The 23,944-nt window shown below is 38.9% G+C and carries 30 protein-coding genes, 7 tRNA genes and 3 pseudogenes; 7 read left to right on the top strand and 33 right to left on the bottom strand.

What is annotated here, in order from left to right:
* Window positions 1–373 precede the first annotated feature (373 nt).
* The 3 genes from cspC (AU387_RS01780) to AU387_RS22335 all read right to left on the bottom strand — a co-directional run bounded on the left by cspC (AU387_RS01780) (window position 374) and on the right by AU387_RS22335 (window position 2,284).
* Window positions 374–577 carry a cold shock protein CspC gene (gene cspC / locus AU387_RS01780; RefSeq protein WP_010333137.1) on the bottom strand — a complete coding sequence of 68 codons (204 nt, stop codon included), beginning with the start codon at window positions 575–577 and terminating at the stop codon, window positions 374–376.
* A gap of 751 nt (window positions 578–1,328) precedes the next feature.
* On the bottom strand, window positions 1,329–1,532 hold the full coding sequence (gene cspC, locus AU387_RS01775; RefSeq protein WP_010333136.1) for a cold shock protein CspC: 204 nt from the start codon (window positions 1,530–1,532) through the stop codon (window positions 1,329–1,331).
* A gap of 590 nt (window positions 1,533–2,122) precedes the next feature.
* Complete coding sequence (locus AU387_RS22335; RefSeq protein WP_082687809.1) at window positions 2,123–2,284, bottom strand: molecular chaperone TorD family protein; 162 nt, start codon at window positions 2,282–2,284, stop codon at window positions 2,123–2,125.
* Between the two features lie 155 nt (window positions 2,285–2,439).
* On the opposite strand from AU387_RS22335, the gene desA reads away from it, so the two are divergent.
* The gene (gene desA / locus AU387_RS01770; protein WP_044161685.1) at window positions 2,440–3,468 is read left to right on the top strand and encodes a Delta(5) desaturase DesA; all 1,029 of its coding nucleotides are present in this window, start codon (window positions 2,440–2,442) and stop codon (window positions 3,466–3,468) included.
* Window positions 3,469–3,943: 475 nt separating this feature from the next.
* On the opposite strand, the gene AU387_RS21875 is transcribed toward desA, so the two are convergent.
* Window positions 3,944–4,297: a hypothetical protein gene (locus AU387_RS21875; protein WP_059334547.1), complete on the bottom strand. Its 354-nt coding sequence runs from the start codon at window positions 4,295–4,297 to the stop codon at window positions 3,944–3,946.
* On the bottom strand, window positions 4,294–4,527 hold the full coding sequence (locus AU387_RS01760) for a helix-turn-helix transcriptional regulator (protein ID WP_003240464.1): 234 nt from the start codon (window positions 4,525–4,527) through the stop codon (window positions 4,294–4,296). Before AU387_RS01760 ends, AU387_RS21875 begins: the two co-directional genes overlap by 4 nt.
* Before the next feature lie 188 nt (window positions 4,528–4,715).
* On the opposite strand from AU387_RS01760, the pseudogene AU387_RS01755 reads away from it, so the two are divergent.
* Window positions 4,716–4,937, top strand: a pseudogene (locus tag AU387_RS01755) (SMI1/KNR4 family protein); the annotation flags it as partial.
* Between the two features lie 396 nt (window positions 4,938–5,333).
* Entirely contained in the window at window positions 5,334–5,636 is a 303-nt protein-coding gene (locus AU387_RS01750) for a YfzA family protein (protein ID WP_059291894.1), read from the top strand.
* 218 nt (window positions 5,637–5,854) lie between these two features.
* On the opposite strand, the gene AU387_RS20945 is transcribed toward AU387_RS01750, so the two are convergent.
* Both AU387_RS20945 and AU387_RS01745 read right to left on the bottom strand, forming a co-directional pair.
* Window positions 5,855–5,944 (bottom strand): phosphatase, encoded by a 90-nt coding sequence (locus AU387_RS20945; RefSeq protein WP_082687808.1) that lies wholly within the window; start codon window positions 5,942–5,944, stop codon window positions 5,855–5,857.
* Between the two features lie 404 nt (window positions 5,945–6,348).
* The gene (locus AU387_RS01745) at window positions 6,349–6,828 is read right to left on the bottom strand and encodes an HXXEE domain-containing protein (protein ID WP_059334545.1); all 480 of its coding nucleotides are present in this window, start codon (window positions 6,826–6,828) and stop codon (window positions 6,349–6,351) included.
* A gap of 321 nt (window positions 6,829–7,149) precedes the next feature.
* Between AU387_RS01745 and AU387_RS01740 the strand changes: the two genes are divergently transcribed.
* The 3 genes from AU387_RS01740 to AU387_RS01730 are packed head-to-tail and all read left to right on the top strand — an operon-like array spanning window position 7,150 to window position 8,430.
* Entirely contained in the window at window positions 7,150–7,569 is a 420-nt protein-coding gene (locus AU387_RS01740; RefSeq protein WP_044161692.1) for a MarR family winged helix-turn-helix transcriptional regulator, read from the top strand.
* 20 nt (window positions 7,570–7,589) lie between these two features.
* Window positions 7,590–7,982: a rhodanese-like domain-containing protein gene (locus tag AU387_RS01735; protein ID WP_044161693.1), complete on the top strand. Its 393-nt coding sequence runs from the start codon at window positions 7,590–7,592 to the stop codon at window positions 7,980–7,982.
* Window positions 7,983–7,986: 4 nt separating this feature from the next.
* Window positions 7,987–8,430, top strand: a complete 444-nt coding sequence (locus tag AU387_RS01730; protein WP_059334543.1) for an EVE domain-containing protein — start codon at window positions 7,987–7,989, stop codon at window positions 8,428–8,430.
* A 533-nt stretch (window positions 8,431–8,963) separates the two neighbouring features.
* Here the strand turns inward: AU387_RS01730 and AU387_RS01725 are convergent.
* The 14 genes and pseudogenes from AU387_RS01725 to AU387_RS01670 form a co-directional block, all read right to left on the bottom strand.
* Window positions 8,964–9,488, bottom strand: coding sequence for an NAD(P)H-dependent oxidoreductase (locus AU387_RS01725; RefSeq protein ID WP_059334541.1), 525 nt, complete (start codon window positions 9,486–9,488; stop codon window positions 8,964–8,966).
* A gap of 183 nt (window positions 9,489–9,671) precedes the next feature.
* Entirely contained in the window at window positions 9,672–9,791 is a 120-nt protein-coding gene (locus tag AU387_RS20295; RefSeq protein WP_069487534.1) for a phosphatase, read from the bottom strand.
* Window positions 9,748–10,303: pseudogene (locus AU387_RS01720) on the bottom strand (tetratricopeptide repeat protein); the annotation flags it as partial. The pseudogene AU387_RS01720 and the gene AU387_RS20295, both read right to left, overlap by 44 nt.
* Before the next feature lie 280 nt (window positions 10,304–10,583).
* Window positions 10,584–11,621 carry a flavin-containing monooxygenase gene (locus AU387_RS01715; RefSeq protein ID WP_059291904.1) on the bottom strand — a complete coding sequence of 346 codons (1,038 nt, stop codon included), beginning with the start codon at window positions 11,619–11,621 and terminating at the stop codon, window positions 10,584–10,586.
* A gap of 130 nt (window positions 11,622–11,751) precedes the next feature.
* A complete protein-coding gene (locus tag AU387_RS01710) occupies window positions 11,752–12,699 on the bottom strand; it encodes a cation diffusion facilitator family transporter (protein ID WP_059334540.1) in 948 nt (315 codons plus the stop codon).
* 295 nt (window positions 12,700–12,994) lie between these two features.
* A pseudogene (locus AU387_RS21870) lies at window positions 12,995–13,090 on the bottom strand (lipoprotein); the annotation flags it as partial.
* Between the two features lie 103 nt (window positions 13,091–13,193).
* Window positions 13,194–13,277 (bottom strand) — tRNA-Leu (locus AU387_RS01705).
* 81 nt (window positions 13,278–13,358) lie between these two features.
* Window positions 13,359–13,440 (bottom strand) — tRNA-Leu (locus tag AU387_RS01700).
* A gap of 11 nt (window positions 13,441–13,451) precedes the next feature.
* Window positions 13,452–13,527 (bottom strand) — tRNA-Lys (locus tag AU387_RS01695).
* 27 nt (window positions 13,528–13,554) lie between these two features.
* Window positions 13,555–13,629, bottom strand: a tRNA-Gln gene (locus tag AU387_RS01690).
* 12 nt (window positions 13,630–13,641) lie between these two features.
* Window positions 13,642–13,713: transfer RNA gene (locus tag AU387_RS01685), tRNA-Glu, on the bottom strand.
* Between the two features lie 29 nt (window positions 13,714–13,742).
* A tRNA-Ser gene (locus tag AU387_RS01680) sits at window positions 13,743–13,833 on the bottom strand.
* A gap of 5 nt (window positions 13,834–13,838) precedes the next feature.
* Window positions 13,839–13,913, bottom strand: a tRNA-Asn gene (locus AU387_RS01675).
* Window positions 13,914–14,035: 122 nt separating this feature from the next.
* The gene (locus tag AU387_RS01670) at window positions 14,036–14,488 is read right to left on the bottom strand and encodes a SprT family protein (protein ID WP_059334538.1); all 453 of its coding nucleotides are present in this window, start codon (window positions 14,486–14,488) and stop codon (window positions 14,036–14,038) included.
* 102 nt (window positions 14,489–14,590) lie between these two features.
* Between AU387_RS01670 and cmpA the strand changes: the two genes are divergently transcribed.
* A complete protein-coding gene (cmpA, locus tag AU387_RS20290) occupies window positions 14,591–14,704 on the top strand; it encodes a cortex morphogenetic protein CmpA (protein ID WP_003225207.1) in 114 nt (37 codons plus the stop codon).
* 9 nt (window positions 14,705–14,713) lie between these two features.
* On the opposite strand, the gene AU387_RS01665 is transcribed toward cmpA, so the two are convergent.
* The 12 genes from AU387_RS01665 to alr form a co-directional block, all read right to left on the bottom strand.
* Window positions 14,714–16,873 (bottom strand): Tex family protein, encoded by a 2,160-nt coding sequence (locus AU387_RS01665; RefSeq protein ID WP_059334536.1) that lies wholly within the window; start codon window positions 16,871–16,873, stop codon window positions 14,714–14,716.
* 105 nt (window positions 16,874–16,978) lie between these two features.
* Window positions 16,979–17,578: a phosphoserine phosphatase RsbX gene (gene rsbX / locus AU387_RS01660; protein ID WP_044161719.1), complete on the bottom strand. Its 600-nt coding sequence runs from the start codon at window positions 17,576–17,578 to the stop codon at window positions 16,979–16,981.
* Window positions 17,578–18,366 (bottom strand): RNA polymerase sigma factor SigB, encoded by a 789-nt coding sequence (gene sigB, locus AU387_RS01655; RefSeq protein WP_024120303.1) that lies wholly within the window; start codon window positions 18,364–18,366, stop codon window positions 17,578–17,580. The genes rsbX and sigB overlap by 1 nt, the downstream gene beginning before the upstream one ends.
* Window positions 18,332–18,814 carry an anti-sigma B factor RsbW gene (gene rsbW, locus AU387_RS01650; RefSeq protein WP_024120302.1) on the bottom strand — a complete coding sequence of 161 codons (483 nt, stop codon included), beginning with the start codon at window positions 18,812–18,814 and terminating at the stop codon, window positions 18,332–18,334. The genes sigB and rsbW overlap by 35 nt, the downstream gene beginning before the upstream one ends.
* Entirely contained in the window at window positions 18,811–19,140 is a 330-nt protein-coding gene (gene rsbV / locus AU387_RS01645; RefSeq protein WP_024120301.1) for an anti-sigma factor antagonist RsbV, read from the bottom strand. Before rsbV ends, rsbW begins: the two co-directional genes overlap by 4 nt.
* A gap of 60 nt (window positions 19,141–19,200) precedes the next feature.
* Window positions 19,201–20,208: a phosphoserine phosphatase RsbU gene (rsbU, locus tag AU387_RS01640; protein ID WP_044161721.1), complete on the bottom strand. Its 1,008-nt coding sequence runs from the start codon at window positions 20,206–20,208 to the stop codon at window positions 19,201–19,203.
* An 11-nt stretch (window positions 20,209–20,219) separates the two neighbouring features.
* Window positions 20,220–20,621 carry a serine/threonine-protein kinase RsbT gene (rsbT, locus tag AU387_RS01635; protein ID WP_024714447.1) on the bottom strand — a complete coding sequence of 134 codons (402 nt, stop codon included), beginning with the start codon at window positions 20,619–20,621 and terminating at the stop codon, window positions 20,220–20,222.
* A 3-nt stretch (window positions 20,622–20,624) separates the two neighbouring features.
* The gene (rsbS, locus tag AU387_RS01630) at window positions 20,625–20,990 is read right to left on the bottom strand and encodes an RsbT antagonist protein RsbS (RefSeq protein ID WP_059334535.1); all 366 of its coding nucleotides are present in this window, start codon (window positions 20,988–20,990) and stop codon (window positions 20,625–20,627) included.
* Between the two features lie 4 nt (window positions 20,991–20,994).
* Window positions 20,995–21,819, bottom strand: a complete 825-nt coding sequence (gene rsbRA / locus AU387_RS01625) for an RsbT co-antagonist protein RsbRA (RefSeq protein WP_082687807.1) — start codon at window positions 21,817–21,819, stop codon at window positions 20,995–20,997.
* 115 nt (window positions 21,820–21,934) lie between these two features.
* Window positions 21,935–22,285, bottom strand: coding sequence for a type II toxin-antitoxin system endoribonuclease NdoA (gene ndoA / locus AU387_RS01620; RefSeq protein WP_003156187.1), 351 nt, complete (start codon window positions 22,283–22,285; stop codon window positions 21,935–21,937).
* Between the two features lie 4 nt (window positions 22,286–22,289).
* Window positions 22,290–22,571, bottom strand: coding sequence for a type II toxin-antitoxin system antitoxin EndoAI (gene endB, locus AU387_RS01615; RefSeq protein ID WP_003225183.1), 282 nt, complete (start codon window positions 22,569–22,571; stop codon window positions 22,290–22,292).
* Between the two features lie 115 nt (window positions 22,572–22,686).
* Complete coding sequence (gene alr / locus AU387_RS01610; RefSeq protein ID WP_059334534.1) at window positions 22,687–23,856, bottom strand: alanine racemase; 1,170 nt, start codon at window positions 23,854–23,856, stop codon at window positions 22,687–22,689.
* Window positions 23,857–23,944 lie beyond the last annotated feature (88 nt).

The following is a 23,944-nucleotide window of genomic DNA, read 5'->3' as shown; positions in this document are numbered from 1 at the left end:
ATGTGATGAATGAAAAAGAAGGAGAGTGTCGGAATTATCATGGATGACTCCCGTTTAGTGCGGCGCTTTTGGCGGTTGATACACGACACATGTAGAGTTGGCTATTATTTTTAACATTTCGTAAAAGTTTGCTTCCTAATAAGCTGTAGGTGTGTTTGAAAAGAAATAAATAACTTATATACATTACCGCATATTGTCAATCCGATATGTTCTACTTGAAAGAAACCTTTGAAGCGTTAAATCTTTTTCTATTACCTGTACCATCTCCCTACTCGAACGTTGAGTAGGGTTTTTTATTGAGTTTGAGTATTATACAGAGAACGCAAAAAAACAGGCCCCTATACTAAGAGCCTGTTTTTATAACGAGTTTAGATTAAGAAGCTTTTTGAACGTTAGCAGCTTGAGCTCCACGAGCACCCTGCTCAACGTCAAACGTTACTTTTTGACCTTCGTCTAATGATTTGAATCCATCACCTTGGATTGCAGAGAAGTGTACGAATACGTCGTCTCCATTTTCACGTTCGATAAATCCAAAACCTTTTTCTGCATTAAACCATTTAACTGTACCTTGTTCCATTTTTGTTGCCTCCTAGTGCGTTACCACACATTTTAATTACTATCCCTGCCCAAAGTATCATCAAGACGAAAAGTCAATCTTCATACTATCCTTTACACGAACAAAAATAATCTTTCTTTATCATAGCACGTAACGGAAATAATTGCAATTATAATATCGTTTTAAATGAATCACGAGTGTGTACTTCATTATTGATTGTTAACAAAATTTCTTAAAAAAGCTCAGCTGTTGCTTGTTCAAGTGCAAGATATTTTTTTAAAAGCAGGGCTGTTCACTAGTAAAGCTTTGCCTCTACAGACGTCTTCTGTCACTCATTGTTTAGCCTCGTTTGCCAAGAATACTTGACCACACATCATCTTCCTTTTCTTCATTACCACTTTCCAAAGCCTTTTAATCATTTTGACACTAACATTAATCCTATTTACAGTAGTATTTTCTTACTTGTAATGTTATGTTCCTCAATCAATGCTCACGATCGAAATAAACCGATTCTTATATATTGGCAAAAAGAAATAATAGTATGTGATTGTATTCGAAAAGAAAAATAAATAATTTATATACATTCCCGCATATTGTCAATCCAGTATGTTATACTATAAACAAACCTTTGAAGCGTTAAATCTTTTGCTATTACCTTGTAACATCTCCCTACTCGAACATTGAGTAGGGTTTTTTATGAGTTCGAGTATTATACAGAGAACGTAAAAAAACAGGCCCTTTATTAAGAGCCTGTTTCTATAAACATTTAAGATTAAGCAGCTTTTTGAACGTTAGCAGCTTGAGCTCCACGAGCACCTTGCTCAACGTCAAACGTTACTTTTTGACCTTCGTCTAACGATTTGAATCCGTCACCTTGGATTGCAGAGAAGTGTACGAATACGTCGTCTCCATTTTCACGTTCGATAAATCCAAAACCTTTTTCTGCATTAAACCATTTAACTGTACCTTGTTCCATTTTTGTTGCCTCCTAGTGTGTTACCACACATTTTAATTACTATCCCTGCCCAAAGTATCATCAAGACGAAAAGTCAATATTCATACTATCCTTTACACGAACAAAAATAATTCTTCTTTATCATAACACGAAACGGAAATAAATGCAAATTAATGTTATTGTTTTATTCGCGCCATTATTTGTTAAACATACCGAATAAGAGGCCTTCAATAACTATGGTTTGAAAACACCGTGAAAATGAATCGCGAGTGTCTTTAACCCTTTTTCTTTGCTTAGTCGTACTTCGTTATTGATTGTTAAAGATTTCTTTACAAAGCTCAGCTGATTCTGGTTCAAGTGCTAAAAACAGCGCTGTTCACTGGTAAAGCTTTATTTCTGCAAATGTTTGCAAACGTTACTCATTGTATATCCCATTTGCCAATATGCTCATAAAAAAATAAAACTTGATCTCAAATTATCTTCCTTTTCTTCATTACCACTTTCCAAAGCCTTTTTAATTAAGCAACTAGGAAATTCAAGGTCTTCCAGCTTACTTTATTTTGACACTCAGAATTCAATCCATATTTACACTTGTAAGGTTTGTTCCTCACTCAAGGTTCACGGTCTAAATAAACCGATTCCCATGGGGGAGCAGGGATAGAGTTTGGTCCGATAAAGAGATGGGTATAATCTTTATACAACTTTTGTTTCCAGGCTGTCTCTGTTAATAAAGATTTAATTAAGCTGGAAATCAGTTTCACATTTCGATTCATTTAACAGCTTTTGAGCAGGATCCTTAGCTGACTGGGAATTTATAACAAAACCATGATACTTATCATATATGATGTATGACAGCTGGGACTTCAAAGAGCATAAAACATTTTCTATACTGAGCTTAAGAACATTAGGGAAGGGGAAATTTTAATAAATGAATAAAGAAAACCTAAGGACTTTGAGAAAACTGGTTACCCCTTACGAAAAGTCCGATTTACAAAAAAGTATATGTCAAATCATTAACACATTGGTACCATTTTTCCTATTATGGTGTTTGGCATATAAGAGCTTGTCGATTTCTTATTTCCTTACATTAGCGATTTCTGTCGTTGCGGCGGGTTTTTTAGTGAGAACCTTCATCATCTTTCATGATTGCTGCCACTATTCCTTTTTTAAGAGCAGAAAGGCGAATCGAATCCTTGGAACAATAACAGGAATTCTGACTCTGCATCCTTTTGATCATTGGGCACACGACCATTCTGTCCATCATGCGACTAGCAGCAACCTGGACAAACGGGGTACAGGCGATATTTGGGTACTGACTGTTGAGGAATATAAGGAAGCCTCAGCTAAGACAAAAATAATGTACCGTTTGTACAGAAATCCGTTTGTTATGTTTGTTATTGGGCCGATTTACGTCTTCGGGATTACCAATCGTTTTAATCGTAAAGGGGCAAAACGCAAAGAGCGGATGAATACATATGTAACAAACCTGGGGATCGTCGTTTTGGCAGCACTTTTATGTTGGGCTATCGGCTGGCAAAACTTCCTGCTGGTTCAAGCGCCAATTTTTATGGTATCGGGATCCCTCGGAATTTGGATGTTTTATATTCAGCATACGTTTGAGGATTCTTATTTTGAAGAAGATAAGCATTGGGAATATGTAAAAGCAGCAGTGGAAGGAAGCTCGTTTTATAAGCTTCCCAAAATCATGCAATGGCTAACAGGCAATATCGGTTTCCATCATGTTCATCATTTAAGCCCGAGAGTCCCAAACTATAAGCTTGAAGAAGTACATAACAGCACTGAACCATTGCAAAACGTTCCGACCATCACACTGGCAACAAGTCTTAAGTCGTTAAAGTTCCGCCTATGGGATGAAGAAGGCAAAAAATTTGTTGGTTTTAGCCACTTAAAAAAAGCTTCTAAAAGCCAAGCATCAGCGCGGCTAAGAACGGATTAAATAAACTCCCCATAATCGATGATAAGGGGCAGTGTATCTTGCAGAATAAAAGTGCAGACTCGCGCAAAGGTTTTGTGCAGGGGTCAGCACTTTTTTAATGCCAGATACACTTGCAGACTCCACAATGCGGTACATTTATTGCTGTATTTCCCGAAAAAAAATAATTCCAAAGATGGTTAAACCCTTGGTATCATTGATGCGGTCGAGAGGATTGAACCTCCACCGGTTATTCACCCACTAGGCCGTCAACATAGTAAATCCATATCATTGATTATGAGCGCTTGTTTTCATTACACTTTCTAACTCCACTTTACATCACTTCTAACGGTTTGTATGAATTGTGGTTAATAATTGGTGAGCAAAAAAACCCCTTACTTTCCCACTCTCCAAATCTCATTATAAAATGATTTCATATTCGTTAGCTCTCCTAAAACAATTAAAACTACAGAGACACTATCTTTCTCGGTAATTGAATTTACAAAAAATCTTTTTTATATCGAACGGCTAGATAGATTGCTGAAGCGAGGAATGCAATAGAATACTTAAATAAGAAGAAAACTTGCCACATATAATCTTTCGGGAAAATCGTGTCGCACAAAATTAGTGCACATAACATATAGAGGCAACTTTTTAATGCTATTTGATTTGTTCTCTCATCAGTCTTACCCATTTTTTTATGAAATACGATTGTCAGAATCAATCCAACTACGAGCAATACAAACCCGCTGCCAATAAGAATATTCCAATTTCCCGGAGAATGTTCAGCCCAGGACTTTAAAGGGTGAAAAATTGCGTTAGTGATCGTATCTGAGATCGAAATCATTTTCATTTTTGATCATTTCCTTTCTCATAAGTAAAAATCTCGTTTACATCCACATTAAAAAATTCGGCAATTCGAAAAGCTAACAGCAGAGTCGGAACATAATTTCCTTTTTCCATTACAAAGATGGTTTGTTTGGAAACCCCGACTTTCTTTGCTAATTCTTGCTGAGACAATCTGGCAAGTACACGATATTCATAAACCTTATTTGAGATCGAATCACCAAAATCTTTCTTCATGACCATCACCTCTTGAGCCAAATTATAAACTCATATTATATAAAAGTAAAGTAAACTTATACAAAAATATAATATACCTTTACGTTTACCTAAATTACTTTGATTTAATATGAACCTGATCGCATAAAGAACCTGATGAAATTCATGATTTCGTTAGGTTCGATCTGGTGTAATTTATGTTTTTATAAGAACACGGTTTTGGTGGCGCATACGGAACAATGATTCTTGGTTATGACTTTGAAGGCGCTGAAGTTGTAGAGCAAACAATAGAATACAGAACGTTTTACAATTTTATACCAGGTCTTGTTGTTATTGAGTATATAAATGAATTTTCTTATTGTCTTGATACAAACAGAATGGTAGATGGAGAGTATCCAGTTATTCTTTGGGATAACCATGAAGGATATGGATATACCTTAGATTGACCCTCAACCTAGTAAGAACGTATCTTGGGTTACAAAAGCTTTTAATCAAAGCATCTGTTTATTTTATTTACACCAATTTTCATCATTTTTTTTGAATTCTGGGCACAAATGAGTCACCTATTAGAGACCAACGGAACTCTACATTTCATCGAGTGATATGTCACTCATTGCCCTGTCGTAAAAAAATAATTCTAACTTTAATATTGCTCCCATTCTTGCTGTGTATGCAGGTATCTCTCCGCATCAACTTTCTTCAATATCTGAACAATTATCTAGCTTGGTTTCAAGTGTTAGAATCCATCAACATTAGATTTTGAAACTTATTCTTTAATTTTCCGTATATCAATATAAAATGGTATCTAATGCAGGGAGGAATATTAGTTGGCTGAAAAGCAAAAAAGTGTTCCATTTTTTAAAAAATATTGGGTTTCTCAAATTGGTGTATTTTTATTGTCACAGATAATTTTTATTACATTTGAAACAACAGGATGGTTACCTAATTATAGAGAGATTGATGGAACAATATTTGGGAGAATTACGGAATCCTCAATTTTTATAGACTGGTTTACTTTTTATGAAACACCACAATTAAATTTACTTACTGTCTTTTTTGGCGTCTTCTTTCTTGTGCCTGGAATAATAAGTGCATTAAAAAACGTATTTTCGCGTAATAGCTCTAAATAACCGTGATTTAAAATAAATATGGTTTATTAAAATGAATAAAGTTTGAGAAGAGTTGTACTTAAAGTAACGGGTGCGTTAGTTGAACAAGTCAATGTTATAAGAATGGAACTTCCATATATTCGGAGTTCTATTTTTTATAAGTAAACCAACATTAAACCAGAACCTTTTAAAAAAAGCTTAATCAAAAAGAGTAAGCTTTTTCTAATTATTTTAGTAACCTATGCCCCTACCCTATCTGCAGCCACTTTCACTTCTGTACTATGATCACTTTGCAAATAAGTTATTGAAAATACACTACTTAAAACCACTGCTGCAAATAGTTTTCTTGAATTTCTTCTTCAGCAACTTAAAAAAGGTAAAGAGGATTTTGACGAAGATAAGGGTTGGAAAGATTAATCTTCCCATTCCAAATAAAGTTGTTTTGGGGATTGAATAATTATAATATAAAAATCCATACCAAGATGTTTTGGTATGGTTTCTAATAGACCCTCAACAGAGTAAATCCATAACATTGGTTATGAAAGCTTGTTTTCATTACACTCTTTATATTTATTTGCCATCATTTCTATACGTTTACATCAATTATGGTTTAAAAATGGTGAGCCAAAACAATGAATGACCTTGCTTTTTTTCATCTATATTAATTAATAATCCAATTTCTTCCTCACTGATGAAAGTTTCACCTTCTTCCTCAATTCTAATGAATTCAAACTCATAAAGGAGATACTTTATCACCAACTTTAAATAATAATGGAATTAGTGCTAATAAAATAATTCCTACAACCAACGTAGATATTATTAACTCCTTCCATACAATCAAATTCTTTACAAACATTTGATAAATAACTAATGCGTTTATTGGAATGTTAAGCAATAAGCCCGTAAGGAGTCCAGGTGCGTACTTTTTCATTAAAACAGTTGCGATAAGATGTGGAAAAATAGCATTGATAACCATAGAACCTAGAAAGCCAATGAAAATCCATTTTGCAATATCTGATTCTGGCATATATAAAAAACCAAATGCAGATAAATAAGCCAACATAGTTATAACAATGACAGCAAAATGAAATTCATTTGAGGTTACTGGCTTTTGAAACTTTGAAGATTGTTGAGACCATTCAGGTAACCAAATAGCTTCCTCAATATTATGCAGTGTAATAGCCAAACAAAAAAATACTGCGAAATAAACCATCTATCATTTCCTCCTCGGTGCCACGTCTCTTAAAGGAATCACCCAATATGTTTTAACAACATTATATTACATATGAGGGTGAACTATATGGTGTTAAAAGACAGCAGAAACCTGCCTAAGCAGTTGCTTCTTTTTTATATGTGCAATAACGTGTTGTTGGTGGCATGTATATTAAAATAGCCAAATGTATAAATACTACTACTGAATAAACCATTCCTGTTAGGCACACTTTTATAAAATTGAACTTAAACCTTGTGTCCTAAAAAATAATCAGTTAAACTGATTATATGTTAAACTGATTAATAGGAGGTGCAAACTTAATTGGATAGATGGAATCAATCTTATGGTTTTTTACTCGGAAAAGTTCTTCAACGATTGGAAAGCAAATTTGCTGAAGGGCTTATCCCATATGAGATTAATGCTAGACAATACGGAGTTCTATTGTTTATCGAAGGAAACCCTTACTCATCACAAAAAGATATTTCTGAAAACCTGCAAATAGATCGGACTACTATGGTAGGTCATATCGACCATCTCGAAACTTTAGGATTTGTTGAGAGAACAAAAAACCCTAATGACAGAAGATCCTATAGCCTTAAAATTACGGAAAAGGGTAACGATGTATTGGATTCGCGTTGGGAGTTTTTAATGAAGACGGAATTAGAAGTATTAGCTCCTTTAAATCAACAAGAAAGACAATTATTTAAAGATTTTCTTATTAAAATTTGGAAGTCACTATAAAAAACAGGAGGTTACATAATATGCATGCTCTCGATTATTTTAATGCACGTCTCGAAGCAACGATAAGCCCTATGGATTATGTAAAAGCGAAGCAAATGAGTCCCGAGAAATACTTCTTAATCGATGTCAGAAACGGTCCAACTCATGTAAGGAGCGTCACAATTAAGGATGCTAATGTTATCCCTGAACAAGAACTGCAATCTCGTTTAAATGAAATACCACAGGATAAAGAAATTATTGTTTACTGTTGGGATGTCTGGTGCAATACAGCTGCCAAAGTTGCTAAGTTTTTATTAGAACATGGATATAAAGTCAAAGAATTGACCGGTGGTATTGCAGCATGGAAAGAAATGAACTTTCCTGTCACAAACTCAGATCAAGGCAATAACATACCTGATAATTGTGGGTGTTGACTTAGTGCAAGATAAAAAATACTGGATTGGGGTTGCTTCTAAAGATCATGTAATGAGAGCTGTCCAAGGTGGTTTTGCTCAACTTTGTCATGGCAAAGAGGCACCTTTAAAAAAGATGAATACTGGTGATTGGATTATTTATTACTCCCCCAAGATGAATTTTAAGGAAAGCACACCACATCAAAAATTTACTGCTTTAGGCAAAGTAGTAGATAATCATATTTTTCAGTTTGAAATGGGAAATGACTTCAAACCTTTCCGGAGAAAAATAAGTTTTATTCATTGCACAGAAACACCGATTCGCCCATTAATCCCAAAGCTTTCTTTCATTAAAGACGAACAGCGTTGGGGGTATTCTTTTCGATTTGGACATTTTGAGATAAGTGAAAAAGATTTTATGCTAATTGCAAAAAAAATGGCGATGCTTAAGGAGATTAGAATATTCTAATCTCCTTAAAACTTTCTTATATATCTTTGACTTGTCACTCTTTGCATCCCGATTCAACAAGTTTTAAAATTAACCATTTATCACATGAAGAAAAGATTCAATCTCTATAGATTGAATTCCTAACATGCAATTGGTGCCATGTCATGAACTCTTAAAGGAGGTTTAATAAATCCAACAACAAAAAAAGATACCAATACGTTTTGGTATCTTCATCTAAATCGAGCCCCTCAACCTAATAAAAACATATCATGAGTTAAAAAAGCTTTTATTCAAAGCATCTATTTATTTATACTTATTTTCATCATTTTTCATGAATTCCGGGCAAAAATTGGGCACCTATTAGAGACCAAGGAACTCTACATTTCCATCAAGAAATATGTACTCATTGCCCTGCTGTAATAAATTTTAAGCCCTCGCTCTATGCTCCCCTGTATTCAGAATTCGATGTAACTTTGAAAGTTTGATTAAAATCTATCACAAACCCTTATTTTGACAACACATCATTTGTTTCAGCTTCCCTCGCGAATACCGGATCAATGCTCAGCTTTAAGATAGTCAACCAATTTCTCCGCACTGTTCTTAACATCTTCTTTTGAAAGGTGAAGTGTCCCATATTGTGTAAACGCAGGAAGAAAACGCATTCCTATATAGTTAGCAGTGACTTGAAACGGTCTGATAAGCTCGCTGATCGTGATATTATATTCTCCGCCTGCTTGATAATCAGATTCCTGTGCGCCTAAGGAGATAGCTAAGAGTAGTTCTTTCCCTTGCAATTTAGTTCCTCCAGTTCCAAAAGCCCAGCCATGTGTTAACACATCATCTTCCCATTGTTTGAGTAACGCGGGACTGCTGTACCAATACATTGGGAACTGAAAAACGATACGCTCATGATCTAAAAGGAGCTGCTGCTCTTTTTCTACATCAATGATAAAATTAGGGTATTCACCGTACAGGTCATGAACCGTAATGTCATTCTCTTGCTTTAAACGATTCATCCAGGTTTTGTTGACAACAGACGTTTCCAAATTAGGGTGTATAACGATAACTAATGTTTTCATTTGACTGATTATCCTTTCTTCGCCGATTAGGTATTATTGTTTTTACGATCATGAATTGATTCTAATTTTAAATAGCAACTTATTTACATTTATTTTAACATTTTTCATGAATTCACGGCACTGATTGGGCACCGATTACATTAAAGCTTAACCTTTTAAAAAGATTAAGCCTTTTTAATACCCTCATGCGCCTACCCTATCTGCAGCCACTTTGACTTCTTTACTAGGATTACTTTGCAAATAAGTTATTGAAAACACACTACTTAACATGACTGCTGCCAATAGAATCCGGCTGATTTTCATTAATATCTCCCCGTTTTAAATTTTTCGTCTTGCTTCAATACTCATACGATAATATTCATTAGAGAGCATTAAATTTCCTTGTTCATGAAAATAAGCAGCGACTTCAATCGAAAAATTTTCAACATCAGCAAACATTTTTCTCGAAGCCAGATATGAAAATGCATCCTTTATTAACTGAATCTCGCCATCTGAAAAAAATAATCCCTCTAATATTTTGAAATTCGCTGAGTATTCCTTATCATCACTTTTATCGGCAATAAATCGCCCTTTTCCCAAATTATGTCAAAACAACATCATAATTTTGTTGTTTTGCTTCAACATAGGCTAGAGTGAATAAAGTCTTTGTTAGGAAACTATGTTTTGATTTTTCCGAAAATTTCTAACGCTAAGATTAAATGTCGTGAAGCCTTTTTATATTCTTTCAATTCATCATAACAAATTCCAATATTCATGTGTGACATTGCAATTAAATGCTCTATGTTACTTTCCTTGGCAATCTCGATGTATGCCAATCACTTAACTTTATTGTGACTATGTCGTATGGAATTTTATCTTTATCTAAGAAAATTACCCCATCCTTACATAAATTGTGCAAATACTTATATTAATTGCGTTGTGTCATAACACCCTTTATTTTACAAATATGTATTTGTAAAAAGGTATATTATATCTACTCCTTTGCGTATTTTTTGCGGTTATACCAATACTTTTGCGACTTGACACTAACCTAATCAAACTTATTCACACAAAGAATAGAGCAGTAAACATGTGAGTTACTGCTCTCTACTTAGTTTATTCTCCGTTAATTTGTTTTACAATGTATTCAGCATCATTTCCTACGCCTTGAAGCAATGCTGAACCTCGCCTATACTGCCAAGGCAAACCTATAAAGTACAATCTCTCTACAGGTGAAACACCTCTATGATGTATGATTCGACCTTCTTTATCCAAAACACCTTTTATATTTATCCAATGAAGGGGATTACGAAAACCAGTAGCCCAAATAATATTGTTTACTTCTAATGAAGATGAATCTTTAAAAATGACTTCATTTTGCTTTCCGGCTATGACTCTTGTTTTTAAGATGATCTCCCTCTGTTTTATTGCATGCTTTAATTCATACCCAAAGATTGGATCACCTTTCTTTTGAATGAATTTTCCTAATATTGATGTATGACTTGCATGTAAAACTCCTAATTTATCAAACCACCAAAAGATGCTTCTTTTTCCAATCAATAAAGGGAAATAAACTGGTTTATTACTACAAGCTAAATATGTAACTCTTTCTTTGGATAATTCAACAGCTATTTGAGCACCACTATTCCCCCCACCCACTACTAGTACATTTCCATGTACCAATTGTTTTGAATTCTTATATTGTGATGAGTGTAATTGATTAATATTACCGGATAAATCCTTTGATATTGATGGAATATTAGGGGTATGAAAAGGACCTGAAGCAATAACAAGATTCTTTGTTTGATATTCTTCTCCATTTGTTTTTATTAAGAAATGATTCTTTAATTTCAGGACACTTATTACTTCTGTTCGTAATTGGATTGGAATTTCAAATCTATCAACATATTTCTTTAGATAAGCAACAATTTCATTTTTTGAAGGAAAGCTATGTTTTTCTCCTTCAAGATGCATTCCAGGCAATGAGCTATACATTCGAGATGTAAATAAAACTAATGAGTCATACCGATCTTTCCAGCTATCCCCCACCTCATTACTTTTATCCAAAATGATAAACTTTTGATCGGACTGCTTTAGATAATATCCTATTGAAATTCCTGCTTGACCAGCTCCGATTACTATAGTGTCATACATATTAATCCCCCCACCAATTTTACTTATACGAGAGATAGACTAACGCTAGCTAAAATGCCTCTTAATAATTAGTAGAGATAAATCTGACTAACGTTAGTTTATCTCCTTATTGTAAATCAGATGAAAAATTTTAATGGTGATGGTGGTCATGCGGCTGCTCAATTGTGGCCTGACAAATGATCGCATTATCATGATTATGTGCTTCGGTTTCCATTTGAATGGTTACGTGCGTAATGCCTTTATGCTCAAGCTCATGTTCAATTTTACGTAAAATATTTTCACTTTCTGAAATCGTCAGTTGATCGTCAACAACAGCGTGACAAGAAAGAGCGTTTAATCCACTTGTGATAGACCATATGTGTAGATCATGAATGCTTTGAATTCCTTCTGTCTCTTCAATTGTATGAATGATGTCAGTGACATCGATATTTTCTGGAGTTCCTTCCATTAATACGTGAATGGAATCTTTAGTCACATTGTAACCGCTTCTTAGAACAAGAATAGCCACAATGACACTAGCCAATGGGTCTGCCCAGCCCCACCCAAAGAAGATGATAAGTATGGCAGCTAGAATGGCACCTACAGAGCCGAGCATATCGCTTATTACATGTAAATAAGCTCCTCTTATGTTCAGATTATTCTCTGTTTCTCCGCCTCTCAACATAATCCATGCGACTAATATATTCACAACCAACCCGATAATACTAATCGTAAGCATGCCAGTTGTTGCTACTTCTGGTGGATTAGAGAAACGTTCGATTGCTTCATAAATGATATAAAGAGAAATAAGAATTAATGCAACACCGTTTATCACAGCAGCAAGAATCTCAAATCGCTTATAGCCGAATGTCTTATTATGAGTTGCCTTCTTTTCAGCTAATGTAAAAGCAATCAGGGCAACCATTAATGAGATTGAGTCACTTAGCATATGGCCTGCATCTGATAAAAGCGCCAAACTATTTGTTAAAAATCCACCTATAGCTTCTACAATCATATAACCAGTAATGATTATAAAAGAGATCAATAAAACCTTTTTACTGGATCCTTCAGTATGATTGTGGCTATGATTGTGACCCATAAAAATCTCCTCCTCAACTAAAGTTTCTTCGTACATATGTATTTATTATTTCAAATCCGTTATTGAGCATTCTGATGATACAAAGAACATTTATATATGAGTATGTGTTCATATATAAATATATCTGTTTTACACTGAAAAGTCAAAATATTTTTTGCGAAATCTCAACATAATCTCATTTTTATATATGTGCAAATAAAATCAATTGATGCTATTCGTAAATATACTTTTACAGCTTAATACGGATCACGACGTCCCTCTTATAAACAGAAAAAAAGAGGAGTAAACACATGGTTTACTCCTCTAACTTAGTTTCTTCACCTTTCGTTTCTTCATAGCTTGGTGTTTTCTTTGATAAGCCAAGACGATCATTTTCGCCAGTTCTTGACATACCTTCTAGATTACTTTAGGTAAGCGGGCAGTTCGTGGGCAGTAGACAATTTAAAAATAAGCACAAAAAAACACCAAAGGCCTACAACCCTTGGTATCATTGATGCGGCCGAGAGGACTTGAACCTCCACGGGTTATTCACCCACTAGGCCCTCAACCTAGCGCGTCTGCCATTCCGCCACGACCGCGTGATCATGAAATTGTGTTTGTGCTGGTTTAACAGGCTCTTAACCTAGTAAAACCAATTTGCGTGCACTTTGTAAATAAAGTGCGGGTGAAGGGGCTCGAACCCCCACGTCGTAAGACACTAGATCCTAAGTCTAGCGCGTCTGCCAATTCCGCCACACCCGCAAAAAGACAAATGGTGAGCCATGAAGGACTCGAACCTTCGACCCTCTGATTAAAAGTCAGATGCTCTACCAACTGAGCTAATGGCTCTTACTATTTAATTTCAAAAAATAAAAATGGCTGGGCTAGCTGGATTCGAACCAACGCATGACGGAGTCAAAGTCCGTTGCCTTACCGCTTGGCTATAGCCCAACGAAAATGGAATGACCCGTACGGGATTCGAACCCGTGTTACCGCCGTGAAAGGGCGGTGTCTTAACCGCTTGACCAACGGGCCGATGGTTGAGAACTTATATCGCAATCTTATGGCGGAGAAGGAGGGATTTGAACCCTCGCGCCGCTTACGCGACCTACACCCTTAGCAGGGGCGCCTCTTCAGCCACTTGAGTACTTCTCCAAATATGGCTCCACAGGCAGGATTCGAACCTGCGACCGATCGGTTAACAGCCGATAGCTCTACCACTGAGCTACTGTGGAATAATGAGACAAGATTCATTATATCAGACTTGTCATTAAGAGTCAAGAGGTAAATGTTTTTTATTATCTCTCGTGACGACTTTTATAATGTAACATAGGCTTGCCAGTTTCGTCAACCTTTTTTACGAAAAAATTCTTTTTATTTTCCCGCGGCATTTTCCGCATCTGTATCTGTCAGGATTCATAGCGCGTCTCTTTATATACTGTTGGCCGCAAGCCGTACATATATACCTATATGTTTTTTTGCTTTCTATTTTTTTCTTTAGAGGCGTACAAAAGCGGGGCGCATTGACTTGCTGGAGAAGCGCTCTGAAATCTTTGTCCCTGTGCTTGTATCCTTTTCCTTCAAGGTGAAGATGATAATGGCAGAGCTCGTGCTTAATAATGCCGATCAGTTCCTCCCTCCCATGCTCAATCAAATATTTTCTGTTCAATTCGATGTTATGAGAGGTTAACAGGTATCTTCCGCCGGTCGTTTTGAGTCTGTCGTTGAAAACAGCCTGATGGCGAAACGGCTTTTTGAAATATGTGTTAGAAATATCCTCTGTAAGCTTTTGCAGCTCTTTGTTATCCATGGTGCACCTCACTAAAAAAACATTGAACGGGACAATTCACTGTTCGCATACAATAGGGTAATCACCGCCCCTCTTATATAAAAGCTGAGGAGGAATGAGCCTATGCCAAACTGGCTGAAAAAGCAGATGCAAAAAGCGTTCCTTGAAAAAGATAATTACCAAATTAAACTGCTGAATCAATGCTGGTATTTCTATAGGAAAAAACACTGCTCGTAAGCAGTGCTTTTATTTTACCATAGACAGTGACACTCTGCCTTTTTGTACATCGACACCGTCAACCCAAACCGTCACGATGTCACCGACGGATACGACATCAAGCGGATGCTTGACGAATTGATTGCTGAGTTTTGAAATGTGCACAAGCCCGTCCTGTTTGACTCCGATATCAACAAACGCTCCGAAGTCCACTACATTGCGCACGGTGCCCTGCAGCTCCATTCCTTCTTTCAGATCCTCCAGCTGAAGGACGTCTGTTTTCAGCAGAGGCTTAGGCACCTCATCACGCGGATCACGTTCAGGTCTTGTCAGCTGTTCACAAATGTCTTTCAGCGTAATTTCACCGATTCCCAGTTCCTTTGCTGTTTCAGAAAGCTCAAGTTTGTTGATTTTATCCTTCAATTCCGCCGTACCGATCTGCTCTGTTGAAAGACCGAACTTTTTCAAAAGCGTTTTTGTTTCTTTATAGCTTTCCGGGTGGATTCCTGTTCTGTCCAGAGGCTCTGTCCCTTCCTGCACTCTTAAAAAGCCGATACATTGTTCATAGGTTTTCGCGCCGAGCCTTGGAATATCCTTCAATTCTTTTCGATTCGAAAACTTTCCGAGCTCTTCCCGCTTTTTGACGATGTTGCCCGCTACAGACTTCGATAATCCCGCTACATACTGAAGCAGCGCGGCGGAAGCTGTGTTGACATTTACTCCTACCTGGTTTACGACTGTCTCGACGACAAAGCGCAGGGATTCATTTAATCGTTTTTGGCTGACGTCATGCTGATACTGCCCCACTCCTACAGATTTCGGGTCAATTTTGACGAGTTCCGCAAGCGGATCTTGAAGTCTCCGTGCGATGGATACTGCACTTCGTTCCTCGACCTGAAGCTGAGGAAATTCTTCTCTGGCAAGCTCAGAAGCCGAATAGACGCTTGCCCCCGCTTCATTGACAATCACATAATAAATATCACGCGGCGTGTCCTTCAGCACATCGACAATGAATTGCTCTGTCTCCCTGGAGGCCGTGCCGTTTCCAATCGCCACCATTTCCACTTGATACTCTTCAAGAATCGTTTTCACTTTCTCATGAGCTTCTTTCGTTTTTTTGACAGGTGCATGCGGGTAAATCACATCAATTTTTAAGACCTTCCCGGTTTCATCTGACACTGCCAGCTTACAGCCTGTTCGGAAAGCCGGATCTACACCAAGAACCGTCTTGCCTTTCATCGGCGGCTGAAGGAGAAGCTTTCTGAGGTTCTCAGAGAAAATATGAATCGCCTGTTCATCCGCTTTTTCCGACAGCTCTTTTCTGATTTCACGTTCAATGGCAGGCTGGATCAGTCTTTTGTAGCTGTCTTCAATCGTTTCCTGCAAGATTTCTTTTACAGACGTTGAACGGTTTTTGATGATTTGGTTTTCTAAGTAAGCCTTAATGTGATCTGCTGGCGGTTCGATAGACACCTTTAAAATGTCTTCTTTTTCGCCGCGGTTCATGGCAAGCACTCTGTGCGGAACGACCTTTGCGATTGGCTCTTCATACTCGTAGTACATTTCGTACACGTTTTTTTCATCTGTGTCTGCTGATTTTCCGGCAGCTGACTTGATCGTTCCTTTTTTAAAGGTTTCCTGGCGAATCCATTTTCTGAAATTCGGTTCGTCTGAGATTTGTTCCGCAATAATGTGCTTGGCGCCTTCAATGGCTTCTTCTCTGGTGAACACTTCTTGTTCTTCACTGATATATTGGTCTGCTGTTTCTGCAAGGCGGTCATCTTGCGGAAGGGTCATGATATAGTCAGCAAGCGGCTCAAGGCCTTTGCTTTTGGCGACTGTCGCTTTCGTTTTGCGCTTTTGTTTATACGGACGGTAGAGGTCTTCTACTTCCTGAAGTTTTACGGATTGGTCAATTTTGCGTTTTAATTCATCTGTTAGTTTATCCTGCTCGGCGATTAGCCTGATCACTTCTTCTTTTCGCTGATTCAGGTTTTGTATGTATTGCCATCGTTCAGAAATGGTCTGAATCTGAACCTCGTCCATTGAACCCGTCTGCTCTTTTCGATATCTGGCAATGAACGGAACTGTGTTGCCGTCCTCAAGCAGGCGGATGACGCTTTCAACATGTTTTTGTGATAAACCTATTTCTTTCGCAATTTGCTGTTTCAAAAGGGCTGACGTTTCCATGTAACCATAGCCTCCAATTTTGTCGTTCTTTCTCTAGTGTATCAAAAACAGAAAAAAACACATAAAAAAAGAAGCCAGCTTTCCCAGCTTCTTTTTTCTGCTCTTCTAGGACAGCTGCCCAAGAATATATGTCAGATCGTCTTTTCTTGATGTCGTATACATTTTCAGTGAATTAGATATCTCTTCTACCGATTGGCCTTTTTTTAAGTGGGAGCGGATATCGGGTACGTTGAGTCCATCTGTATGTATAATGAACTTAGAACCCTTTTCATAGGTAGCGGTGTGCGTTTTGTATTTTTGCGGCTTGCCTGATAAATAGCCTGAAATCGGCAGAGGATAAAAGCTTTCACCAGACGGGGAATGCAGGATAAAACGTACATTTCCGACGGAGCAGTACGTAAACTGCCTTTGTTCAAAGTTGATTTTTAAGATAGAAGCTGTCGCCCCTCTTTTGTTTCTCATCGCCTGATTACAGCGTTCGATAATGCTTTGTACGTCTTCGTTCGCATAGTTTTCCACTAAGTCTTTGATTGCTGAAGAAGATTCGTTGGCAAGCGATCCGCTTCCAAGTCCGTCGGCTACCGCACAAATTAATTCTTTATCATCAGCTTTCATAAAAAAGCTGTCGCCGCAAATGGATTTTCCTTCTTTATTCAATTGGTATACAAGGGTTTGAATATGCTGGTTTTCTTCAACCTGGATCATTACATTAACTCCATGGAGGGATCTTCAATCAAGGCCTCTCTGAGCTTCTTCACAGCTTTGCGCTGCAGACGCGAGACGTGCATTTGAGATATACCGAGAATGTCCCCAGTTTCTTTTTGGCTTTTGTTTTGAATGTACGTTAGGTCTATGATTTGTTTTTCACGGTCTGAAAGGACATGAAGCACGCTTTGCAGCATCATTTGCTGGTTCACCCGTTCATATCCATCCTCCTGTGATCCGACGATATCGAGAATGGTAACAGTGCTTCCGTCCGCATCTGCTTCAATGCTGTGATCGACAGATAAGGCTTGATAGCTTTTGCCCATCTCCATGGTTTCAAGAACCTCTTCCTCTGATACATCGAGGAATTCAGCAATCTCTTCCACTTTCGGCGACCTTTGTGTTTCTGTCGTCAGCTGATCGACCGCCATTTTGATTCTCGGCCCCAGTTCTTTGATTCGTCTCGGAACATGAACGCTCCACGTCTTATCTCTAAGGAAACGTTTAATCTCCCCGATAATTGTCGGGATCGCAAAAGCTTCAAACGATTTGCCCACCACGGGATCGTAGCGTTTTATTGCGCCGAGAAGCCCGATCATGCCGACCTGGCGGAGATCTTCGTGGAAGCTTTTGCCCTTTGAGTATTTCTTCGCAAGCATATCAACCAGATTTGTATACACCTGCACAAGCGTTTCTTGCGCCTGTTCATCTTGTTTTGTTTGGTAATCGCTTATGAGCCGATCGACTTCATCCTTAGTTAGTTTCGTAGTTTTTGATGGTTGTGTCATGATCAACTCGCTCCCCATTTAAATACTTTGTCATCGCTACGGTGACGCCGGAGTTGTTTTGCACTCTGACTTCATCCATGAGCGTTTCCATTAAATATAGACCGAGCCCTCCTTCTGATAATTGATCGACTGTGTGTGAAGGTGTGTACGGCCCAAGATCCTGCTGCTTTTCATCAAAATCAAAGCTGTCGCCTTCATCCGCCACAATGACCTCTAAACGATCCTCGAACACACCGAATCGGATTGACACTTCCCCGTTTTTGTCTTCTTTATATGCGTGCTGAACCGCATTTGTACACGCTTCGCTCACTGCGATTTTCAAATCTTCAATTTCATCATACGTATAGCCCATTCTGCTTGCGACGCCTGACAGAGTCAGCCGTATAATTCCTACGTATTCAGGCTGAGCCGGCACTTTCATTTCGATGTAATCAGCTTTGTTCTTCATTGCACTCCACCTTCTGACTTTGCAGAAATATCAATGATGTCCTTTAGACCTGTAATTTCAAACAGACGAATCAGGCGGTCAGACAGATTTTCAAGCTTGAGCGAACCGCCTTGTTTTTTCACTGTTTTAAATACACCTACAAAGACGCCAAGCCCGGTACTGTCCATGTAGCTGACATCCTTCAGGCAAATCCTTAAGTCAGCGCCTTGTTCTGCCAGAGGAACGAGTTTTTCTCTGAGAACCGGAGCTGAATACACATCAATTTCTCCTGCAATGTTTACTTGTATATCATTCACATTCTGTCGCACATCAACATTTATATTCATTCATATCACCTCAAAGTATCCTTTAAATCATAGTTGTTGTATACCCTCGGCTGGCAAACGCTAAACCTTTCTTCTTAAAACAATTAACGTAAAATCATCGTGAAGCTGAAAATCCTGCAATTTGAGGAGGCTGTCATATATGTTTTTGACCATTTCCTGCGCAGAGCAACACATATGTTCCTCAATGAGCTTCTGTATATCGAGACGCTCCAAGAAACCGTTTTCCGTCCTGCATTCTGTAACGCCGTCAGAAAATAAAACAATCATATCTCCTTTTTCGAGATATTGGTCAAATTGCCTGTAGTCATAATCCTGCGAGATCCCGAGAACCAGCCCTTTAGCTTCTAAATCGTAAAATGCATTGTCTTTTTGAGAATAGTAGAATCCCGGTTCATGTCCCGCTGAAGCGTATGTAAATCGATGATTGTCCGTATTGTAATTGGCATAAAACATCGTAATAAACATACTGGCATCAACGTTTTGTTCAACAACGCGATTCAAGTTTTTCAGCACCTGTGAAGGGTGAATGCCCGTTTCCGGCAAAGAATCCATCGCGTATTTAATCATAGACATACATAAAGCTGCCGGAATTCCTTTGCCGATGACATCAGCAATGGCAATATTAATGGACTCTTTGTCTTTAACAAAATGGTAATAATCACCGCTCATCTGTTTGGCGGGCACACTGATCGCGCCAATGTCCAGCGCTTCTTCCTCCGGAATTTTTGTTCCCAGAAGCGTCTGCTGTACATTAGCTGCGATTTCAATTTCTGATTTAATTTCCTGCTGTATCCCCCTGAGGGTTTGATGCTCTTGATAAGCCATTCCATATCCAATCATGACTTCTATTAAAAAATCCAGCGAATGAAAAACATCTTCCGGGAGACTCGGATACAGCTCCTTCAGCACTTTTCGGTGAATACTGATGATTTCTTCCGGAGGAATTTGATGCTCGATTGTTTTTCGGCTGAATTTTTGGGCTTGATATAAAGATGTTTCTGTTAATTCGGCTATATATCGGCTAAGCAGCTGATGGTACCGCTGCTCAATAACCTCCCTAAAATCCACTTTCTAACCTCCTACCGAAGCCATTTTATGGCTTGTATCTCTGTTCCTTCCCCCGTTACGGAATTTAAGCTAAATTCATCCATCAGCCTTTTCACGCCGGGAAGTCCCGCTCCCAGTCCGCCTGACGTTGAAAACCCGTCTTCCATGACTTTTCGGATATCAGGAATCCCCGGCCCTTTGTCTTCCGCTATAATTTTCAGGCCCTTTTTTCCTCTGTCTGCGACCTGTTCAATTCCAATCTGGCCTTTGCCGGCATATAAATAAATGTTCCTGGCTAATTCTGATATAGCCGTTGTGATCCTTGCCTGGTCTACAGTGCCGAAACCCAGCTCTTTTGCAACGTTTCGTCCCAGCTGTCTGGCGGCCACGATATCCCATTCTGTCATGATCTTTACACAGGATTGGTCGTTCATTCGCTATTCCCCCAATTCCCGCTTCAATGTCTCAAGCCCTTGCTCTAAGTCGAGCGCCGTTTCGATTTCCTCAAGCGCGATTCCAAGTTCAATCAGCGTCACCACAACGGCGGGCTGAATGCCTGTTAAGACAACTTTTGCGCCCATTAACTTAGACATTGTGATGACATCGCCCAGCACTTTGGCGATAAATGAATCAATCATGTCCACAGATGTCAGGTCAATGACGACCCCGTTGGCACCTGTTTCGTATATTTTATTTAATAAATCTTCTTGAAAGGTTAATGCTGTCTGGTCATCAAGTTCCCATTGAATGGACACTAATAAGCAATTATACAGTTTCAAGATCGGGATTTTTGGATGTCTCACAATGTTATTCCCCCAATGAAACGATTTTTCGATCCGTCATTTCCAATGCTGTTTGAATTCCTTTTTGCAGGGTATTCTTAGTAATAACTTGGGATAAATCAATGCCCAGATTGACGATGGTCTGAGCAATTTCCGGACGGATTCCGGCGAGCAGGCATTTCGCTCCGACAAGCCTTACCGCTTCAGACGCCTGAATAATATGATGGGCAACCATCGTATCGACGACAGGCACACCGGTAATATCGATCAGCACGACTTGGGAACGGTGTTTGACAACGCCGTTAAGCAGATTCTCCATAATTCGTTTTGCGCGTTCCGTATCGATCGTTCCGACCAGCGGCATAACCGTTATATTTTCAAAAACCGGGATCAGCGGCGCAGAAAGCTCCTGCAGTGCGATTTTTTGCAGGGATACTGTTTTTTCCCATGAGATGGAGTACTGATTAAAAATTTCTGTATTAATCGGACTGAAGAAGCGGTCAATCTGCCAGATTAATTCCGTACTCTCTTGATCTGGCAATCTCTTATCGTTCATCTTCGTGTAGAGACGCTTCCAGAATTCAGCAAGCGCCGTAGCCAGAAACTTCATAGAAAGTCCGATTTGGACGGCTCTCAGCGCCAGTTCGCTGATTTGGCTTTCAGCAGCGCTTTCATCATTAACAAATGAAAGCAGAATGTCGATATATTCTTTAGATATATTTTCATAAACTTGGTCAGTCAGCTGATATGATTCTTGTTCACTTAATTCTTTTAGTGTGTCAGTCCACAATTGAAGCAGTTCATTTTGATTCTCGGCTATGAACTGATAGACAGTCTGATTCGACATCAAATTCGCTTACCTCCCGATAAAAAATAACATATTTTTTCGTTATTCCACTATTATATCGTTAATGTTTTTTGAAAACAAAAAAAGTTGCTCTATTTGAGCAACTAGGTAAATATTACTAAAAATCAATGAGTGCCAAACTGATCTGTAAGGCTTCATCAACCTTATCCATCATTTCATCATCCAGATGAGTAATCTTATCCGTTAACCTTTGCTTGTCAATCGTCCGAATTTGCTCCAGCAAAATAACGGAATCTCTTTCAAAACCGTAGCGTTTTGCATCAATTTCGACGTGGGTTGGTAATTTCGCTTTCTGTATTTGGGCTGTTATGGCTGCAACAATAGCAGTTGGGCTGAAGCGATTTCCGATGTCATTTTGGATCACTAAAACCGGGCGCACCCCGCCTTGCTCTGAGCCAACAACAGGAGATAAATCAGCAAAATAAACATCGCCGCGTTTCACAATCAAATGATTATCCTCCGCTGACTAAGCGCTCAACTGTCGTTTCAGCCTCGCACTCCGCAAAGTGAGCCTCGGAAGAAATGTTCAGGTTGATTTTCGCCATTTCCATATAGCCGCGTCTCATCAAATCACGGTTGTGACGAGTTGTTCGTTCGCTGACATAGGCTCTCACTGCTTGTGATATCAGTTCGTTTCTGCTTCGTTTCTCCCGCATCGCTACACCATCCAATTCAGCTACTAGGTTTTCGGGCAAGCTGATTTTCATTTCGGTTCTTGCGCTGGATTCAGACAAAAAACATACACCTCCACCAAACTTACGGATACGACTCTTTTATCCATCCAGTGATAATGATACCATTATTCACTCTTCAAGCAAAGCTGTTTTAAAAATTCTATCGTGATATGAGCTATTCGCTTGCATTCCCCTGCAATAAAGGGTTTCTTACTTCCATTATACTCCCATTTTCCAAAAACATACGGGGAACGCGGGAACTTATTGTACAAGCCACCTCGTAGTTAATGGTTTCGAGCCTGCCTGCGACCTCATCCATGGAAATATATTCATCCCCCTGGCAGCCGATCAATGTGACTTTTGAGCCCGGCGGATATTCCTGATCCAGCTCCACCATAAATTGGTCCATGCAGATTCGGCCGGCGATTTTCAGCCGTTTTCCTTTCACGAGTATCTCTGTTCCTTTCAATTGGCGGAGCCAGCCGTCCGCATAGCCAACGGGCACCGTTCCGATCCATGTGTCTTTTTCCGCTGTGTATTCCGCCCCGTAGCTGACACTTTCCCCTCTATGTACCTTTTTGACATGCGACAAGGTCGAATGCAGGGTGAATGCGGGACGCAGTTTAAACGGGATTTCATCGGTAATTTCCGCTGACGGACGCAATCCGTACATGCCGATGCCAAATCTGACCGCGTTAAAAAAGCCTTTTTTCAGACGCAGGCCGGCGGCGCTGTTGGCGCAGTGAACCATCAGTTTCTTTAAAGGCAGAGGAGCAATCAATTCTTTAAAGCGTTCAAACTGCATCAGAAAGTAGTCTCTTTGTTTTTCATCAGCAGTCGCAAAATGAGTGAAGACCCCTTTGCATTTTAAGCCTGGGTTGCGCTCCAGAATTTTCATCACGTGATGAATCTCTTCTTCTGTTTTCACACCGAGCCTGTTCATTCCCGTATCAACTTTCAGATGAAAATGAAGGGAAGCTTTCTTGAGGTGGCGCGCAGCTTCCTGAAGCCATTCAACAGAATAACCCGTTAACGTCACGTCGTATTCCGCCGCGATTTTCACATACTCCGGAGGAACCGCGCCGAGCACCAATATAGGCGCTTTCAGGCCCCGCTGGCGAAGAGAAATCGCTTCATCCAAGATCGCCACGGCTAAGCATGAAGCACCTGACTCAAGAGCCGCCTTCGCTACTTCTGCATCCCCATGTCCGTAGGCATTTGCTTTCACAACCGCCATCAGGTGGACATGTTCACCGATGTGTTTTTTCATATTACTGACATTTTCTTTAATCGCGGACAGGTCAATTTCCGCCCACGTGTCTCTGTAAAAAGGTTTTGTGCTCATTTATGACACTTCCTAGCGTTTATTCAATATCATTTACATATCATACTAAAATTATAGGGCAAAGTGAAATTCTGCCTGACGAAAAAAA

This window comes from Bacillus halotolerans, assembly GCF_001517105.1.
GTDB lineage: Bacteria > Bacillota > Bacilli > Bacillales > Bacillaceae > Bacillus > Bacillus halotolerans.
This window is presented reverse-complemented; position numbering and strand designations above follow the sequence as displayed.

What these genes read in the sequence shown, in the direction of transcription:
- AU387_RS01725 (WP_059334541.1), bottom strand. Translation starts at nt 9,488, where the DNA reads ATGAAAACATTAGTTATCGTTATACACCCTAATTTGGAAACGTCTGTT.
- desA (WP_044161685.1), top strand. Translation starts at nt 2,440, where the DNA reads ATGAATAAAGAAAACCTAAGGACTTTGAGAAAACTGGTTACCCCTTAC.
- cmpA (WP_003225207.1), top strand. Translation starts at nt 14,591, where the DNA reads ATGCCAAACTGGCTGAAAAAGCAGATGCAAAAAGCGTTCCTTGAAAAA.
- AU387_RS22335 (WP_082687809.1), bottom strand. Translation starts at nt 2,284, where the DNA reads ATGAATCGAAATGTGAAACTGATTTCCAGCTTAATTAAATCTTTATTA.
- AU387_RS01710 (WP_059334540.1), bottom strand. Translation starts at nt 12,699, where the DNA reads ATGGGTCACAATCATAGCCACAATCATACTGAAGGATCCAGTAAAAAG.
- rsbT (WP_024714447.1), bottom strand. Translation starts at nt 20,621, where the DNA reads ATGAACGACCAATCCTGTGTAAAGATCATGACAGAATGGGATATCGTG.
- AU387_RS01665 (WP_059334536.1), bottom strand. Translation starts at nt 16,873, where the DNA reads ATGGAAACGTCAGCCCTTTTGAAACAGCAAATTGCGAAAGAAATAGGT.
- AU387_RS01760 (WP_003240464.1), bottom strand. Translation starts at nt 4,527, where the DNA reads ATGAAGAAAGATTTTGGTGATTCGATCTCAAATAAGGTTTATGAATAT.
- AU387_RS01745 (WP_059334545.1), bottom strand. Translation starts at nt 6,828, where the DNA reads ATGGTTTATTTCGCAGTATTTTTTTGTTTGGCTATTACACTGCATAAT.
- rsbW (WP_024120302.1), bottom strand. Translation starts at nt 18,814, where the DNA reads ATGAAGAACAAAGCTGATTACATCGAAATGAAAGTGCCGGCTCAGCCT.
- cspC (WP_010333136.1), bottom strand. Translation starts at nt 1,532, where the DNA reads ATGGAACAAGGTACAGTTAAATGGTTTAATGCAGAAAAAGGTTTTGGA.
- rsbV (WP_024120301.1), bottom strand. Translation starts at nt 19,140, where the DNA reads ATGAATATAAATGTTGATGTGCGACAGAATGTGAATGATATACAAGTA.
- AU387_RS20295 (WP_069487534.1), bottom strand. Translation starts at nt 9,791, where the DNA reads ATGAAAATCAGCCGGATTCTATTGGCAGCAGTCATGTTAAGTAGTGTG.
- AU387_RS01670 (WP_059334538.1), bottom strand. Translation starts at nt 14,488, where the DNA reads ATGGATAACAAAGAGCTGCAAAAGCTTACAGAGGATATTTCTAACACA.
- AU387_RS01735 (WP_044161693.1), top strand. Translation starts at nt 7,590, where the DNA reads ATGCATGCTCTCGATTATTTTAATGCACGTCTCGAAGCAACGATAAGC.
- cspC (WP_010333137.1), bottom strand. Translation starts at nt 577, where the DNA reads ATGGAACAAGGTACAGTTAAATGGTTTAATGCAGAAAAAGGTTTTGGA.
- alr (WP_059334534.1), bottom strand. Translation starts at nt 23,856, where the DNA reads ATGAGCACAAAACCTTTTTACAGAGACACGTGGGCGGAAATTGACCTG.
- rsbX (WP_044161719.1), bottom strand. Translation starts at nt 17,578, where the DNA reads ATGATCCAGGTTGAAGAAAACCAGCATATTCAAACCCTTGTATACCAA.
- AU387_RS21875 (WP_059334547.1), bottom strand. Translation starts at nt 4,297, where the DNA reads ATGAAAATGATTTCGATCTCAGATACGATCACTAACGCAATTTTTCAC.
- AU387_RS01715 (WP_059291904.1), bottom strand. Translation starts at nt 11,621, where the DNA reads ATGTATGACACTATAGTAATCGGAGCTGGTCAAGCAGGAATTTCAATA.
- sigB (WP_024120303.1), bottom strand. Translation starts at nt 18,366, where the DNA reads ATGACACAACCATCAAAAACTACGAAACTAACTAAGGATGAAGTCGAT.